The 15947-nt window shown below is 41.7% G+C and carries 15 protein-coding genes (1 of these 15 only partly in view); 10 read left to right on the top strand and 5 right to left on the bottom strand.

Translation table 11 applies throughout. The annotated features are described in order from the left end of the window. Nucleotides 1–2 precede the first annotated feature (2 nt). Nucleotides 3–293, bottom strand: a complete 291-nt coding sequence (locus C5O00_RS11995) for a coiled-coil domain-containing protein (protein WP_105217082.1) — start codon at nucleotides 291–293, stop codon at nucleotides 3–5. Between the two features lie 149 nt (nucleotides 294–442). Between C5O00_RS11995 and C5O00_RS11990 the strand changes: the two genes are divergently transcribed. Continuing rightward, a complete protein-coding gene (locus C5O00_RS11990; protein WP_244592983.1) occupies nucleotides 443–2128 on the top strand; it encodes a M23 family metallopeptidase in 1686 nt (561 codons plus the stop codon). A gap of 15 nt (nucleotides 2129–2143) precedes the next feature. Beyond that, nucleotides 2144–4615, top strand: coding sequence for a TonB-dependent receptor (locus C5O00_RS11985; RefSeq protein ID WP_105217081.1), 2472 nt, complete (start codon nucleotides 2144–2146; stop codon nucleotides 4613–4615). Here C5O00_RS11985 and C5O00_RS11980 read toward each other — a convergent pair. Next, the gene (locus C5O00_RS11980; RefSeq protein WP_105217663.1) at nucleotides 4612–5760 is read right to left on the bottom strand and encodes a cysteine desulfurase family protein; all 1149 of its coding nucleotides are present in this window, start codon (nucleotides 5758–5760) and stop codon (nucleotides 4612–4614) included. The two genes, C5O00_RS11985 and C5O00_RS11980, sit on opposite strands and share 4 nt — an antisense overlap. Before the next feature lie 86 nt (nucleotides 5761–5846). On the opposite strand from C5O00_RS11980, the gene C5O00_RS11975 reads away from it, so the two are divergent. Next, nucleotides 5847–6743 (top strand): hypothetical protein, encoded by an 897-nt coding sequence (locus C5O00_RS11975; RefSeq protein WP_158676848.1) that lies wholly within the window; start codon nucleotides 5847–5849, stop codon nucleotides 6741–6743. Here the strand turns inward: C5O00_RS11975 and C5O00_RS11970 are convergent. Beyond that, nucleotides 6740–7288 (bottom strand): DUF8465 domain-containing protein, encoded by a 549-nt coding sequence (locus C5O00_RS11970; protein ID WP_105217662.1) that lies wholly within the window; start codon nucleotides 7286–7288, stop codon nucleotides 6740–6742. The genes C5O00_RS11975 and C5O00_RS11970 overlap by 4 nt on opposite strands. Nucleotides 7289–7487: 199 nt before the next feature. On the opposite strand from C5O00_RS11970, the gene C5O00_RS11965 reads away from it, so the two are divergent. Genes C5O00_RS11965 through C5O00_RS11955 form a run of 3 tightly spaced genes read left to right on the top strand, consistent with a single transcriptional unit; the run spans nucleotide 7488 to nucleotide 9988 of the window. Next, nucleotides 7488–9347: a DUF8693 domain-containing protein gene (locus C5O00_RS11965; RefSeq protein ID WP_105217079.1), complete on the top strand. Its 1860-nt coding sequence runs from the start codon at nucleotides 7488–7490 to the stop codon at nucleotides 9345–9347. A gap of 3 nt (nucleotides 9348–9350) precedes the next feature. Continuing rightward, on the top strand, nucleotides 9351–9644 hold the full coding sequence (locus tag C5O00_RS11960) for a DUF2752 domain-containing protein (RefSeq protein ID WP_317046419.1): 294 nt from the start codon (nucleotides 9351–9353) through the stop codon (nucleotides 9642–9644). A gap of 17 nt (nucleotides 9645–9661) precedes the next feature. Further along, nucleotides 9662–9988 carry a CCC motif membrane protein gene (locus C5O00_RS11955; protein ID WP_105217078.1) on the top strand — a complete coding sequence of 109 codons (327 nt, stop codon included), beginning with the start codon at nucleotides 9662–9664 and terminating at the stop codon, nucleotides 9986–9988. Nucleotides 9989–10064: 76 nt separating this feature from the next. Here C5O00_RS11955 and rocD read toward each other — a convergent pair whose 3' ends face one another. Continuing rightward, nucleotides 10065–11342, bottom strand: a complete 1278-nt coding sequence (gene rocD, locus C5O00_RS11950) for an ornithine--oxo-acid transaminase (protein ID WP_105217077.1) — start codon at nucleotides 11340–11342, stop codon at nucleotides 10065–10067. Nucleotides 11343–11542: 200 nt separating this feature from the next. On the opposite strand from rocD, the gene rlmD reads away from it, so the two are divergent. From rlmD to C5O00_RS11935, 3 genes are read left to right on the top strand one after another with little or no spacing between them, the layout of a single operon-like run. Further along, nucleotides 11543–12955 carry a 23S rRNA (uracil(1939)-C(5))-methyltransferase RlmD gene (gene rlmD, locus C5O00_RS11945; RefSeq protein WP_105217076.1) on the top strand — a complete coding sequence of 471 codons (1413 nt, stop codon included), beginning with the start codon at nucleotides 11543–11545 and terminating at the stop codon, nucleotides 12953–12955. 11 nt (nucleotides 12956–12966) lie between these two features. Continuing rightward, nucleotides 12967–13455: a DUF6452 family protein gene (locus tag C5O00_RS11940; RefSeq protein ID WP_105217075.1), complete on the top strand. Its 489-nt coding sequence runs from the start codon at nucleotides 12967–12969 to the stop codon at nucleotides 13453–13455. Continuing rightward, nucleotides 13421–14119: a DUF6048 family protein gene (locus C5O00_RS11935; protein ID WP_105217074.1), complete on the top strand. Its 699-nt coding sequence runs from the start codon at nucleotides 13421–13423 to the stop codon at nucleotides 14117–14119. The genes C5O00_RS11940 and C5O00_RS11935 overlap by 35 nt, the downstream gene beginning before the upstream one ends. Nucleotides 14120–14123: 4 nt before the next feature. On the opposite strand, the gene C5O00_RS11930 is transcribed toward C5O00_RS11935, so the two are convergent. Further along, nucleotides 14124–15281: a THUMP domain-containing class I SAM-dependent RNA methyltransferase gene (locus C5O00_RS11930; RefSeq protein WP_105217073.1), complete on the bottom strand. Its 1158-nt coding sequence runs from the start codon at nucleotides 15279–15281 to the stop codon at nucleotides 14124–14126. A gap of 162 nt (nucleotides 15282–15443) precedes the next feature. On the opposite strand from C5O00_RS11930, the gene C5O00_RS11925 reads away from it, so the two are divergent. Then, nucleotides 15444–15947: the 5' portion of a ZIP family metal transporter gene (locus tag C5O00_RS11925; protein WP_105217072.1), read on the top strand. 165 nt of this gene lie beyond the right edge of the window; 504 of the gene's 669 nt are visible here — the first part of the coding sequence; it begins with the start codon at nucleotides 15444–15446; its stop codon lies beyond the right edge, outside the window.

Raw genomic sequence — 15947 nt, 5'->3', positions numbered from 1 at the left:
GTCTATTCGGAAAGTTGAGAAATGCAATCGTCAATTTCCCGAACTAACGCATTTATTTTGAGTTTTGTATCTCGTTTATATTGGTCGCTGCCGAGCATCGAATTTGCCAATTTCAATGATTTACACTTCTCCCGCAATTCTTCTATCTCACCATGAGACTGATCCTGTTGCGTTTTCAGAAGCTCTAGCTGTTTCTCCAGATCACGGTTTGCTTCCTTTAGCTTTTCATGCCTGTGAAGCAGTTTACTAATCCTGTTCTCCAGGGAATCAACTACTTCTGAAATAGTGCCCATTAAAAATATATTCTAATACTCTATACACAAAGTTAACCATCCCTAGCTAATATGCCAACACTTTTGCATATTTTTTGTATTATTGATCGACGATAATAACAATGCTAAATACCCCCCGTATCTTAAGAATTTCTAAATCATTGAAGGCCATGTGCCTACCGATCACTTTATTGTTTATCGGGATAATTTCCTATGGCCAGAATAATAATGTGCCTGATCAATATTTTGACGACCCCCTTAAGATCCCTATGATACTTTCAGGCAGTTTTGGAGAACTGCGATCTAATCACTTCCACTCGGGTCTGGACATCAAGACCCAACAAAAAGAAGGAATTCCTATCTACGCTCCTGCAGACGGTGTAGTAACTCGAATAAAAGTTGCGCATTATGGTTATGGAAAGGCGCTCTACATATCGCATCCTAATGGCTATTCTACCGTCTACGCTCATTTACAACGTTATGCCGGCCCAATACAAGAATATGTGAAGGCTAGTCAATATTCAAGGGAAAGCTATGAGGTGGAATTATTCCCTGAAGCCGGAAAACTAGTGGTAAACCGTGGTGATATTATTGGTTATACGGGTAATTCGGGTAGCAGTGGCGGGCCACATCTACATTTCGAGATCCGCGATTCGAACTCCCGACCCATGAATCCGCTGCTCTTTGGTATAGAGATCCCCGATAGTAAAAAACCGCTTGTGAACACTGTTTTCGCATACCCTATTGGTGATAATGCACATGTAGACCAATCTCAGAATCCTGTGAAACTTCGGCTAATTCCTCTTAATGACGGATCGTATAAAACGGAGAATATCTCGGCTCTTGGAAAAATAGGCTTCGGAATATCCACCTACGATCAGCAGGACGGCGCATCTAATAAGAACGGAGTGTACAAGATACGTACGGTATTCAACGGCACTGAGAATTATAATGTACTTTTCGAAAAATTCTCTTTTGCCGAAACCCGCTATCTCAACCGCTTTATAGACTATCATTACTGGAGAACGAACAAAAGTAGGGTTCAGAAATTATTTAGAGAAGAAAACAACCCATTGAGTGTAATTACCCACGAAGTTGACAATGGCTACCTCCAGATTGAAGATGGTCTCGACGCTTCTTACACTATAGAAGTACTCGATTATAAGGGCAATAAAACAACGATAACTGTACCAATTTCAGGAAAAGATATACCTGTTGTAACACCCAGAGATGTGAATAAAACCTCAGATTATATCTATGCCGATGAGGCTACATCGATCACTAAAGGTAAATTCAGCATATATATTCCGCCTAACAGCCTTTATGAAGATACCTATCTCAATATTGAGGCGCAGGGAGATACCCTATTCTTCCATGAGGATAATATCCCTATCCATAAAAACATTTCGATCACAGTGGATGCATCGAACTATAAAAGCGAAGATCTCGATAAATTGTATCTGGGCCGTCTCAGCCTAAAAGGAGAACCTTATTACAATACCACCTATCGCAAAGGAACCAAGTTAACTGCCAGAACCCGGACCTTTGGAACCTTCGCCCTTGTGGCCGATACTACACCACCAACCATATCGGCTGTGAATTTCAAGGATGAGCAATGGATAAGTGCGAACGAGACCCTTACAGTGAAGATAGAGGACGATCTAAGTGGTATTGGATCGTACCGAGCCACCATTAATGGAAAGTTTATATTGATGGAATATAATTACAAAAAAGACGTTTTAACCTATGATTTTGGCGATGATATTATTTCGGATACCGAAAACAATTTAAAAGTCAATGTTGTCGATAATGCAGGAAATAGTGCTACATTTGAAGCAACATTTTTCAGAAAATAATTCTAATTTTTGCTTTTGAAAACTACTCGATTACTATTCCTCCTTCTGTTTTTTGGATCTAGTTTATCCATCTTCTCACAAAACGCTACTATAAAGGGTATCATATTAGACGACCAAAATCAGCCCCTGGCTGGCGTAAATGTCTCGTTCGATTCCGAAGGTACCCAAACAGATCTAAACGGTGTCTACGTGCTTGAAATCCCTTCAGGACGGGAAGTACAGCTGCTATTTTCTTATGTTGGTTTTAAAGATGTGAGACTCACTCTAAATCTCGCCAATAACGAGAATTATGAGTTCAATGTAGCTATGAGAACAGATATCGAACAGATCGGAACCGTGATCATAGACACAAAACGCCGTAAGAAAGTTCAGGGACTGGAACCCATAAGTCCCGAAGTAGCCAGAAGAATGGTAGGTGCTAACGCAGGGATCGAGAATGTATTACAATCCTTACCCGGAGTAAATAGCAACAACGAATTAAGCACACAGTACGCAGTAAGAGGAGGTAATTACGATGAAAACCTCGTTTATGTGAACGAGATCGAAGTGTACAGGCCATTTCTTATTAGAAGTGGGCAACAGGAAGGTTTAAGTTTTGTGAATACAGACCTAACCAGCTCTGTGGATTTCTCGGCAGGGGGTTTCCAGGCGAAGTTTGGCGATAAATTATCCTCTGTTCTGGACATTCGATATAAGAAACCGGCTTCCTTTAGTGCCACAGCAGATCTAAGCCTTCTGGGAGCAAGTGCGTCGGTTGGTGGTGTATCTAAGAACGGTCGTCTTACAGGAATTGTTGGTTTACGATATCGTGACAACAGTCTTTTTGTAGATGCCAAACAGACAGAAACCAATTTCCAGCCGCGTTTTGCCGATGCACAAGCATATTTCACCTATAAAGTAAGTAGTAAATTCGAATTAGGGGTTTTAGGAAATGTAGCCATAAATCAGTATGATTACCAACCTCTAACCAGGCAAACCAACTTCGGAACCCTTGCAGATCCAGTGGCCCTTCTGGTTTTTTATGAAGGTCAGGAAGAAGATCGATACAACACTTACTTTGGTGCGTTAAAAGGTACCTACGCAGTTTCCGAACGCTATACCGCAAAATTCATAGGGTCTATCTATCAAACAACAGAGCAGGAGTATTTCGATATTCTCGCTCAATATCGCCTTGGAGAAGTAAATACCAACATTGGAGATGAAAATCTTGGGGAGGTGGAGTTTTCAGAAGGTATAGGGTCTCAACTAACCCACGCCAGAAACGATCTGGACGCCCTTATTGTAAATTTTGAACACAAAGGGATACTAGCCCTTGATGAAGACGAAGATACCACTCTTGAATATGGAATTAAATATACCAGAGAAGACATTAGGGACCGGGTTCAGGAATATGAGATCATCGATTCTGCCGGCTTTTCCATTCGTCCGCCCCTACCCGATTTCATCAACGAACAGCCTTACGATCCCTTTGTATCTCCCATAGTTCCGTATACTACTATTCGAGCAACAAATAATGTTCAAACCGATCGCTTATCCGGTTATGTTCAATGGAGTAAGAAAACAGAGGTGGGAAGTAGCGACTTATGGCTAAATGCAGGTGTGAGAGCCCATAACTGGACTGTGAATGGGGACGGTATCGAAAGTACCACTCAAACAGTATTTAGTCCGAGAGGCCAGATAACCCTTAAGCCCGATTGGGAAATGGATATGCTGTTCCGTTTATCAGGAGGAGTGTATCACCAGCCGCCCTTTTACAGGGAGCTCCGGGATTCTACCGGGACGGTGCGTCCGGGAGTAAAGGCACAACAATCTATTCATGTGGTATTGGGGAACGACTATAGTTTCGACCTCTGGGGCAGGCCATTTACGCTCAATTCGGAAGTATATTACAAAAAACTCACCGATGTAAACCCCTACACCCTTGAAAACGTCCGAATAAGATATAGGGCCAGAAATAATGCCGAAGCCTATGCTGTGGGTCTCGACCTTAGACTGGCAGGTGAATTTGTACCGGGGACAGAGAGTTGGGTAAGTTTCGGGTACCTGAAAACAGAAGAGAATATAGACGATAGAGGCTATATCTTCCGTCCTACCGACCAACGATTAAAATTTGGGGTGTTATTTCAGGATTATGTAAAAGTGATCCCCGATCTAAAAATGTACCTCAATTTAGTGTACAATACCGGCCTTCCTGGCGGGTCTCCAAGTTATGCCGACCCTTACAATTTTCAAACGCGCTTGCCGGATTATAAGCGAGCCGATCTAGGTGTTTCCTATGTAATTGTAGATACCGATAAATTACGTGATAGTGGCTGGTTGAAACCCTTTAAGGAATTATCGATCGGGGCGGAGATCTTCAATATATTCGATGTACGCAACTCCATCACAAACACTTTTGTAAGAGATGTGTATACAAAGGTTCAGTACTCTATCCCTAACTTTCTTACACCGAGAGTATATAATGTTAGGCTAACTATGAAATTTTAGGAAGCGACGAATTCGGTTAGAACCTTAACCACATAATCGATCTCCTCTTTAGTATTGAAAGATGAAAATGAGAATCTAATCGAGGGTTTTTTAAGATCGTCGGGAGATTGTATTTCAGCCAAAACATGAGAACCATTACTGCTACCACTTTGGCAGGCCGAACCTTTTGAACAGGCAATGCCTTTTAGATCCAACTGAAATAACAGCATCATTGCCTTTTCTTCTGAAATTGGCAGGCACACATTTATGAGTGTATAAGTACTGCCATTCGCGTCCTCACAGCCACCATTGAACTTCACCCCGGGAATATGATCCTTTAACTGTTCTATGAAGTATTCTTTTAACCCGGTTATATACGCCCTCTCTTTATCGAGGTTCTGGTAGCTAAGTCGGAGTGCTTCTGCCATCCCTGCAACAGCATAGACCGGTTCGGTACCGGCACGGAGCCCCCTTTCCTGCTCTCCACCATATATTAAAGGTTTTAGTCCAGTATTTTTCCGAACAAAGGCAAATCCCACCCCTTTTGGGCCATGGAATTTATGTGCAGAAACCGCGGCAAAATCGACAGGTATTTCCTGAAAATCCAGGGTAAAATGACCTACCGATTGTACGGTATCACTATGATACAAGGCATTATTCGCTTTACAAAGCAGTGCAACGCGTTTGAGGTCGATCATGGTACCTACCTCATTATTAACGTGCATAAGGCTCACAAGCGTTTTTTTTGTTGATTTCTGAAGTAATTCCTCCAAATGATCATAATCCACGCAGCCCGTTTGCTTTATTCGTACAAATTCTACTTCGATCCCAAAACGATCCTCCAGCACCTCTATGGTATGAAGCACCGCATGATGCTCAATTCTACTACTAATGATGCGCTCCACCCCAAGATCTGTCACAGCGCTTTGTAAGGCGAGATTGTCCGCTTCGGTGCCCCCGGAAGTAAAGATAATTTCGGAAGCTGAAACATTAAGATAACCGGCTATTTCTTTGCGCGCAGTTTCAAGTAGTGATTTAGATGACCTACCGTAAGAGTGTGTGGATGAAGGATTTCCGTATTCCGTTTTTAATACTTCCGACATACAGCGAATTACTTCACTCCGCAATTGGGTTGTAGCCGCACTATCGAAATACACTTTCTTCATATCCGGCAAAAATACATATTTATCTAAGATAGAAAACAAGGAATTATAAAGAAATGTGTTACTTTGTATTTCTCGAAAATACCGCTATGAAAAAATACTTCTTCATCCTTGTTTTAAGCGCTCTGGTTTATGGGTGCGATGATGGTGATATTATTTATACATCTTTTAATTTCAGTAATGTAGATCTGCAATTCTGCGGCGATCCGGGAGACTACTTATTTTTTAAGATCAATGATGCAGCCAACGAAAGCCTGGCGCTTCAACTAGGGACCACAGAAGAGCTGTTCCTGGTAAGTGATACTCTGGCTATTTCCCTCGATGGCACTACGAACGTTGTTCATTTTCGCAGTTTCAACGGGACTGTCTCAGCAGATTACTTTTGCGACAATATTCCACCCACTACCCCAGACGTAGCAACAGATTTTATTGGATCGGATGGTGAATCGACATTGTTTATTACTACGGTATTCGACGATAATGACGGTATCCCCTTCGACAATAGCTTTGATATATTAGGGGAAGGATTTGGGGATTTCGATGAGGATGGCCTGCCAAACTTCTACGACTATGATGATGACGGGGATAATGTCCCTACGGCCAACGAAATAGGCGAAGACCCGGATAATCCCAGGGATTTCGACGGAGATGGTTTTCCCGATTATCTGGATGAAGACGACGATAACGACGGAGTACTTACGCGATATGAGGTAAGTAGCGAGACCGATCTAAATCCGCTGGACAATATTTTCGACCCGTCTGTGAACCCCAATCCCGACTATCTTAATCCCGATATTCACAATGAGATCATTGTAGATGTGTTCCGGTCACACAGCTACAACCTAAAAACAGATGTTCGGGTTATTATTGAGAATCTGGTACTTATTTCGGAAACAGAACAGATCACGCGTGAATTCTTAAACATGGGGACCTTGGTGGATATAGTGAATACTGATATCGCAATTACCCCACCCTTCCCGGACTAAGGAGCTATATTCTGATATATATAGACTTCGGTTGCTCCTCGTCCGTATTTTTGTAGATCGGCATCGTAATACTTCACATTGTCATACCTTCTGAAAAGATATTCCATTTCAGCTCGTAAAACACCATCACCAACCCCGTGAATAAAGACAATGCGCTGGATCTTCTTGCGTATAGCGAAATCCAATTGTCTCTTAGCAGTATCGATCTGTATGGTCAACATATCATGATTTGTGAGGTGCTTGGTTGATTTCACTAATTTATCGATATGCAGATCAACTTCCATGGCAGGCTGATTGCGCATTTTAGGCTTTACCCGCGTACTTTTGCGGGCTTTGGATTCTTGTTTTTCGGAAAGTATTTGGGCAAAATTCTCTGGAATTACATCTGAAGGTGCAATTTCTTCTGAAATAACCACTAATTCGGACCTGTCGAACTGCATTTCGAAATCATCTTCCGTAAGCACCAAAATAGTGTCTGCATTTACCCTCAAAACGACCCCCTTAATAGCATCGTCTATAGCCTCAACTTTATCCCCTTTTTTCATGTTTTTTGTAGAAATATTCTTACAGTTTTGGAGCATTTCATCGGTGTAAATGGTATTTTAACGAATACAAAGGTGAAAAAAGCGGTATTTTATCGAATTTAACCACTTAAAACAGTGATAATTGAATTTTATTTCTATTTTTACCAATGGTTAATGGCGTTGTTTTGCCCCCAAGACAACGTAAAAATATACTAAAAATATGAAAAACCTACTACTCTTTTCAGTTGTGTTACTTATGTCATACACTGCTATGGCACAATTGTATGTAACTCCAAATGGGGCTACTGATTCTTACGTGTACGTAAATGATGAAATCCTGTTTGTAGAACAAGACGTAAATCTTGTTGCGAACAATGCTGGAACTACAGAAGCAAGTATCTACTTGCGGAATGAGGCCCAGTTAATCCAGGGAGCTACGTCTTCCGCAAATTCCGGTACCGGATTTATTTCTGTATACCAGGATAGTTACTCAGACTCTTACGACTATAATTTCTGGGGTTCCCCCGTTGGAAATCAGGCGTTAGCAGGAAGTGGTAACGTAAACTTTGGTGTACTTAATTTCTATGATGCCAATACTGTGACCGATTCAGACCAGGCAATGCATACTGGTAACCTTAATGGTATTGCTTCTCCTAACCTGACCATTTCAAGACGCTGGTTGTACAAACGTACAGGTGGTGGTGGATATCAGGCACTGGGAGCTACCTATGGTGTTGATCCGGGATTAGGATTTACCATGAAAGGTGTGGGTGTTACCCCAGCTGGTGGTGACCCATTCCAGGACCCGATCAACCAGAACTACGATTTTAGAGGAAGACCTAATAATGGTAACATTTCTGTTCCTGTGGCTGCAAATGCAAGTACACTGGCAGGTAATCCTTATCCTTCAGCCATTGATATGAACCTTGTATTCCAGGATGCTGATAATGTCGAAATCCAGGAATTCAGATATTGGGATGAAGATAGAAGTATCAACTCACACAATTATACCGCCAATAAAGGAGGTTATGGTATTTGGGTACCTGGTGTATCTCCTTATATTACAGGTGGAACCTATACAAGACCTACATTCTTAAACTACGACACAAACGGTAACCCAATGGGGCCTTCCGGAGGAATGGGTGAAGATCTTGGACGACTTTACGCTCCTATTGGGCAAGGATTCAACATTTTTGCCAATATCGCTGGAGACGGACAGATATTCTTTAAGAATAGTCACAGGGTATATCAAAAGGAAGCTGGTAACGCCAATTCTAATTTTAGAGGAGCTCAAGGTTCTCAAACTTCATCACCATCAGGTGGAAGTGTCTCTTCCGAAGTTGATCCCTTGGCAGAATATCCGCCAACACTTCGTGTAATGAGTATGTTCGGAAATTCCCATTTCCGCGAAATGCTTCTAGTTCTTTCGCCTCTGTCGACCGATGGTTATGATCGTGGTCTGGATGCAAGACATCCAATGGACGGTGCTAAGGCAGAAGTGTATTTCCCAATCGTTGATGATAACGGACCTTTACCTTATGTAATTCAAACTGTGCCTTTCGACGTTGGTAAAAAAGTACCTTTAACGTTTGAGATGGACCAGCAAATGCCTGTATCATTTACAGCGATTGAAGAGATCAATCTTCCATCGAAAGTATATCTATGGGACAAGCGTGAAAATTTATTTCAGGAAATTACCAATGGTAATGAAGCAGACTTTATACTGCCTGCAGGAAACTATGAAAATCGATTCTTCCTCGTGTTCAGAGGTGGACCAGATACCGATGATTCCGGCGGACCTGTACGTAATATGAAAAAAGAGGTTACTTCAAACGTAGACTTCTTCCAGAACAATCCGGTTGCTCAACTTGAGGTACGTAATCCAGAAGGATACGAGATCAAGTCGGCAGCTATATTCGACATGTCGGGTAAACTGGTACTAAGCGAACAAAACCTTGGTAACAGCGAACGTTTTACATTCTCTACTGCTACTTTTAGCGACGGAGTATACATTGTAAAACTTACCACTACAGACAATGTAGAGATCGATTATAGAATGACCGTACACAATAAGAGATAGTATATGACCATGGAAGGCATCGACGATTATATGTTGCCGTGCCTTACTAAAAAATATCTAGGTTTTGACTGTTTTGGCTGTGGCATGCAACGTGCCACAGCCTTTCTTTTTAAAGGAGACTTCGTGGCAGCCTTTAAAATATATCCCGCCATCTACCCCCTTATCTTACTTCTTATTTTTTTATTTCTGAATATGTTCGTCTCATTCCGGCATTCAGAAAGAATTAAAATTATACTTATCTTAGTTACCATTGTTACCATCGTTGGGAACTTTATTCTGAAAATTATAATTAACTAATCATCAAACTTTAAATTATGGAAAAACAAAGGTTAAATACCACCCTTGTATATATTCTGTCAATTGTAGGATTCCTGTGTTGTTGTATTCCGGTAATTGGTGTTATCCCTTCAGCCATCGCTTTTTTTGTGGCCAACGGCAAAGTAAAAGAATGGAAGGCTAATCCCGAAAACTACGAAAATGGCGAGGCAATGAACACGGCTCGAATTATAGCGCTGGTCGTATTGATCATCAACCTGATCTATCTCGCGTATAACATCTTCCTCATTGTTACTGCCGGTGGGTGGGATGCCTATATGGAACAGCAAAGAGCTGTGATGGAACAATACGGTATAGATTCGTAGATCGATAACTTTGTTCTATAAAATTAAAAAAGCGGCTATAAGGCCGCTTTTTCTATCAATCACTTTCTATATGTGTTTAATCAAACTCCTTTAGAGTTTTAATAATAATATCCACACATTCCATTAGTTGACCTTCTGTCATCACCAGAGGTGGTGCAAAACGGATTATATTACCGTGAGTTGGTTTGGCAAGTAAACCATTGTCCCGGAGGCGAAGGCATATTTCCCATGCCGTATCACTATCCTCCGAATCATTAATAACAATTGCATTTAACAGCCCTTTACCCCTAACAAGTTTACAAATGGTACTTGTTTCAATATATCTGTTCATGGCATCCCGAAAGATCACTCCAAGTCGCTCCGCATTCTCCGCGAGCTTCTCATCCCTAACCACTTCAAGTGCGGCAACAGCAACGGCAGCAGCCAAAGGATTTCCACCAAAAGTGCTCCCGTGATTTCCCGGACGGATTACGTTCATGACCTCATTATTGGCTAATACAGCCGAGACAGGATATACACCACCACTAAGGGCTTTCCCCAAAATCAGAATATCGGGTTTTACTTCGGGTGTACCTTCACAACTTTTTGTAGGGCAGTCACAGTTTCCACAACTAGCTAAAAGCCTACCGGTACGAGCTATCCCAGTTTGTACTTCATCGGCGATGAACAGGACATTATATTTTTCACATAAGGCCTTTGCTTTTTTAAGATAATCTTCGCTTGGTACATAAACACCAGCTTCCCCTTGTATAGGCTCAACTAAGAAACCAGCAACATTTTCATTATTGGAGAGTACATCTTCCAGTTCCTGTAGATTATCGTACTCAATTTTAATAAACCCATCGGTGTAAGGCCCAAAATTCTTTCGTGCCACAGGATCATTAGAAAAAGATATTATGGTTGTTGTACGACCGTGAAAGTTATTCTTGCATACCACGATCTCCGCGTCATTCATATCGATTCCCTTAACTTCATAAGCCCATTTCCTACATAACTTGATCGCCGTTTCCACAGCCTCTGCTCCTGTATTAATTGGCAGTAATTTGTCGTACCCAAAGTACTGGGTAGTAAATTTCTCGTACCAGCCCAGCTTATCGTTGTAAAAAGCCCTGCTGGTTAAAGTTAGTTTCCTGGCCTGTTCGGTAAGTGCGTTTACGATCTTTGGGTGACAATGTCCCTGATTCACCGAGGAATATGCAGAGAGAAAATCGAAATACTGTTTCCCTTCTACATCCCAAACATATACACCCTCTCCCCTGCTTAAAACAACAGGTAACGGATGATAGTTCTGAGCCCCATACTTGTTTTCAAGTGCCATCGCTTCCTGCGATAGCGTGTGTTGTGCTACTGACATAACATAAATTTTAAAAAATTAATAAAATTTCTACTATACCTTTATTTTTCCGAGGATCGGAAATTCAGCGGAGGAGAGAAATCATCCTTGAAGCTGCAAATTAATAAATATTCGTATGATTTATTTAAAGTTTTATATGAAATTTAAGTTCGCCCGTTTTTTGTAGCTATTTCTGTTTTCCTATTCTTATTTTTGCCGATATGAGAAAAAGGAATAAGCGAGTAATCTTCGAAGATCTGGAGGTTATAGATGCCGGCGCCAAAGGCAAGGCGGTTGCCAAGGCTCCCGATGGGCGCGTTGTCTTCATCAACAATGCGATCCCAGGCGACGTGGCAACGGTACAAACTTTCAAAAAACGCAAAGCGTATTACGAAGGCAGCGCCATTGCTTTTTCAAGTTATTCGGATAAACGAACCGAGCCTGTTTGTGAGCACTTTGGCACCTGTGGTGGATGTAAATGGCAATACATGGGGTACGAACACCAATTGTACTTCAAACAGAAAGAGGTGGTGAATAATCTTATTCGAATTGGAGGAATAGAATTACCTGAGATAACACCCATATTAGGTTCAGAAAAAATATATTTCTACCGAAACAAGATGGAGTTTTCCTTCAGCGACAACAAATGGCTTACAAAAGAACAGATTGAAAGTGGAATAGAGATTGAAAACAGGAACGCTCTTGGTTTTCATATCCCGGGCATGTGGGATAAAATACTGGATATTGATCGGTGCCATTTACAACGAGATCCCAGCAACGCCATTAGAAATTTCATAAAACGAAAAGCCGAAGCATTAAATATTAGTTTCTTTAACACCCGCAAACAGGAAGGCATGCTTAGAACCCTGATGATCCGGACGAGCACCACCGGAGATCTGATGGTTCTGTTGCAATTCTTTGCCGATGACGAGACAAAACGGCGGGATTTACTAGATGCCATCCAGGCAGAATTTCCGGAGATCACTTCCCTTTTATATGTGATCAATACAAAAGCAAACGATACTATTTACGACCAGGAGGTTGTTTGCTACAGCGGCGAGGATCATATCTTTGAAGAAATGGAGGGGCTGCGATTTAAGATCAATGCAAAATCATTTTATCAAACCAATAGTGAACAGGCTTACGAACTATATAAGATCGTTAGAAACTTTGCAGAATTGACGGGTAAAGAACTCGTTTACGATCTGTACACCGGTACGGGAACTATCGCCCAGTTCATTGCTGGTAATGCGGCAAGGGTGATAGGGATCGAAGCTGTACCGGAAGCTATACAAGCCGCTCGTGAGAATGCTGCTTATAATAATATATCTAATACCCATTTTACAGTAGGTGATATGAAAAAGGTGTTTAATCAGGATTTCATAGCAACCTATGGAACCCCAGACCTGGTGATCACAGATCCTCCAAGGGATGGAATGCACGCCGATGTGGTTCAGCAATTATTGAACCTGGCATCACCTCGAATTGTTTATGTGAGCTGTAATAGCGCTACCCAAGCTCGCGACCTAAAATTATTAGACCCTTTGTACGAGGTGGTAAAGGTTCAACCTGTCGATATGTTTCCACAAACACATCATGTGGAAAATGTTGTACTTTTGAAAAAACGCGGATAAGCAAAATTTAAATGACACAAAGGATCTTACTTTTCACATTCGTGCTGATCTCCTTCCTGGGCTGTACTCGTGACGATATCTGTGAAGAAGGCACCGCAACTACTCCACTCCTAATTATCACCTTTAACGATATCGCTAACCCAAGTGAACGTAAATCTGTTACTAATTTATCTGTTGAAACAGCCGATCTGGAAGGTACTGAGGTTATTGCTGCTGTCACAACAGACTCTATCGCATTACCGCTTAGAAATACAGGTAATTTAACCAGATATCGCTTTAACAGTGGTGTTGGTACAACCACACCTAATACCGATATAATTTCCTTTAACTATACCACCGAAGATATTTATATAAACCGCGCCTGTGCCTTTAAGACCGTTTATCACGATCTTAGCGTGTTTGTTGTAAATGAAGGCACCGCCAACTGGATCATCCAGGTTGAAATTGAAACCACCGATGTAATAGATGAAACCGAAACACACATTACTGTATTACATTAGTCTCCTGTTGCTGGGATTCTATTCTCAAGCGCAGGAGATCACCAGCGATACCCTGGTAAAGGCTAAGAGTGAATACGGCCTCCGTATAGGGGCAGATCTGTCTAAACCTTTGCGTTCGGTATTGGAAAACGGATACAGCGGATTCGAAATTGTAGGGGATTTCAGGTTCAGTGAACGGTTTTATGCCGCGGCAGAGATTGGTAATGAAAAGAAAGAGCGGTATGAGAGTAATCTCAATTCCATCGCCTCGGGCAGCTATGTTAAGTTAGGAGCAGATTTTAACGCTTATCGAAACTGGCTGAATATGCAAAACGCAATCAATATCGGACTCCGATACGGTTTTTCCAGCTTTAAACAGGAATTACTTGCCTATGGTATTTATACCACAAACCAAACCTACCCCGGAACATTTAGAGTAGATCCCAGGGAATATACCGGGCTTACTGCCTCCTGGCTGGAACTCCAGGTAGCTGTGAAAACCGAAATACTCAATAATCTCTACCTTTCTATAAACTTGCAGCTGAAACGGAAGATCTCTGAAACGACCCCGGATAATTTCGATAATCTATTTATTCCCGGCTTTAATCGTACGTACGACTTCAGCGAATTTGGCGCCGGGTATGGCTACAGCTTATCCTACCTGATCCCGATATTTAAGAAATAAGTACTTATTGCTTACTGGCTTTTCGGCTTCCTTCGTACATTTCGTATCGAACAAACCTGCTTTCCAGTTTTCCATTGTAGAGCTTGATCTTTTTTGATGGCCTCAAGCCCACACATTTCAAGGCCTCCATATTGCTCGTTATCATCCAGGCCTGAGTTCCCGGATACCCACGTTTGAGAGTGTTGCCTATTTCCGCGTAGAAGGCTTCAATATCCCGAACCGCCAGTCGCTCGTCGTATGGTGGATTAAATACCAAGAACATAGGACCTTCTGCTTCTTTTTTACTACTGAAGAAATCTTGTACAGAAATATCGATAAAATCCTGAAGATTGGCATTTTTAATATTTTGTCGCGCCTTTTTTACGGCAACAGTGTCGGTGTCGAATCCGTAGATCTTAAATCCGAAATCCCTGATCTTCTTCAAAGCAGATACTTCTATAAGTTCGTACAGATCCACATCGAAATCGGGCCAGGTTTCAAATCCGAATTCATCCCTATTCAAATTTGGAGGAATATTGCAGGCTATCATAGCTGCTTCGGCCAGGATGGTCCCGCTTCCGCACATGGGATCCAGAAAATTAGATTGTCCTTTCCATCCGCTTAACATGATCATTCCGGCGGCTAACACCTCATTGATAGGCGCCAGAGTACTTTCTGTCTTATAACCTCGCTTGTGAAGAGAAGCCCCGGAGCTATCCAGCGACACAGTACAAATATTTCGGTCTATATGTATATTAATGCGTAAACTTGGATGATCAAGGTCTACATCGGGGCGCTCCCCTTCCCTGTCCCTAAATCTGTCGACAATGGCATCCTTGGTCTTTAAAGCGATATATTGGGAATGCGTGAACTGCTTCGAAAAAACCGTTGCATCAACCGCCAGGGAGCCTTTAGCTTCCATATAATTTTCCCAGGGGATATCATATACCTTCTTATAGAGATCCTCCTCTTTAAAAACATTGAAAGCGGTTATTGGCTTTAGTATTTTAATGGCAGTTCTACAACAGAGATTTGCCTTGTACATAAACCCGGTGTCCCCTTCGAAAGAGACATTGCGGGTACCCGTTTCGATTGTGGACGCCCCAAGTTCCCTAAGCTCACTTGCTAGTAATTCTTCCAACCCGTAAAGGGTTTTAGCCACCATTTTAAAGTTTTTTCCCATGTTCTTTCATCCAAATACCTGCAAAAATACAGTATTTTTATCCCCCGGAACCAAACCTTTAAAAAAACAACTATCAAACTGTTTATCTATGATGCACCCTGCGCCACCTTACATTAGAAAGTTGTTAAACAGCTCATCTACTTTAATTCTTATCTTTATCCTATGAATTACCTTTTGCTGTTTATGGCTGTAGCTGTTGGTTATGTGGTAGCGCTCGCATTTCGCTCCAAACAACCAAAGCAAATGTCGATCTTCCTCGCTTTTAGTGGGGCTTTTTTATTGTCTATGACGATAAATGAGTTGCTGCCGGAGGTTTTCGAAATGCCTACCGAACGAATTGGCATCTTCATAATGGTCGGTATCTTGCTACAGATCATACTAGAGTTTTTTTCTAAGGGAGCCGAACACGGGCATGTTCATATTCATTTAACCCACAAGCAATTTCCCTGGCTTTTATTCATCAGCCTCTCTATTCATGCGCTGTTAGAGGGCTTTCCTATCTCCGAAAAGAACGACATCCTCGTAGGGATCATCATTCATAAAATTCCTGTGGCCATTATCCTTGCGCTATTTTTCATGAATGCGAAATACAGCAAGGCCATTACTTTGTCTTTCTTATTATTATTTGCATTAATGACGCCATTAGGAAATTTACTCGCCAACCAG

The sequence above is a fragment of the Pukyongia salina genome (assembly GCF_002966125.1).
GTDB classification, from domain to species: Bacteria; Bacteroidota; Bacteroidia; order Flavobacteriales; family Flavobacteriaceae; genus Pukyongia; species Pukyongia salina.
Note: the sequence above shows the minus strand (reverse complement) of the source record. Positions and strands in the feature narration are given on the sequence as shown.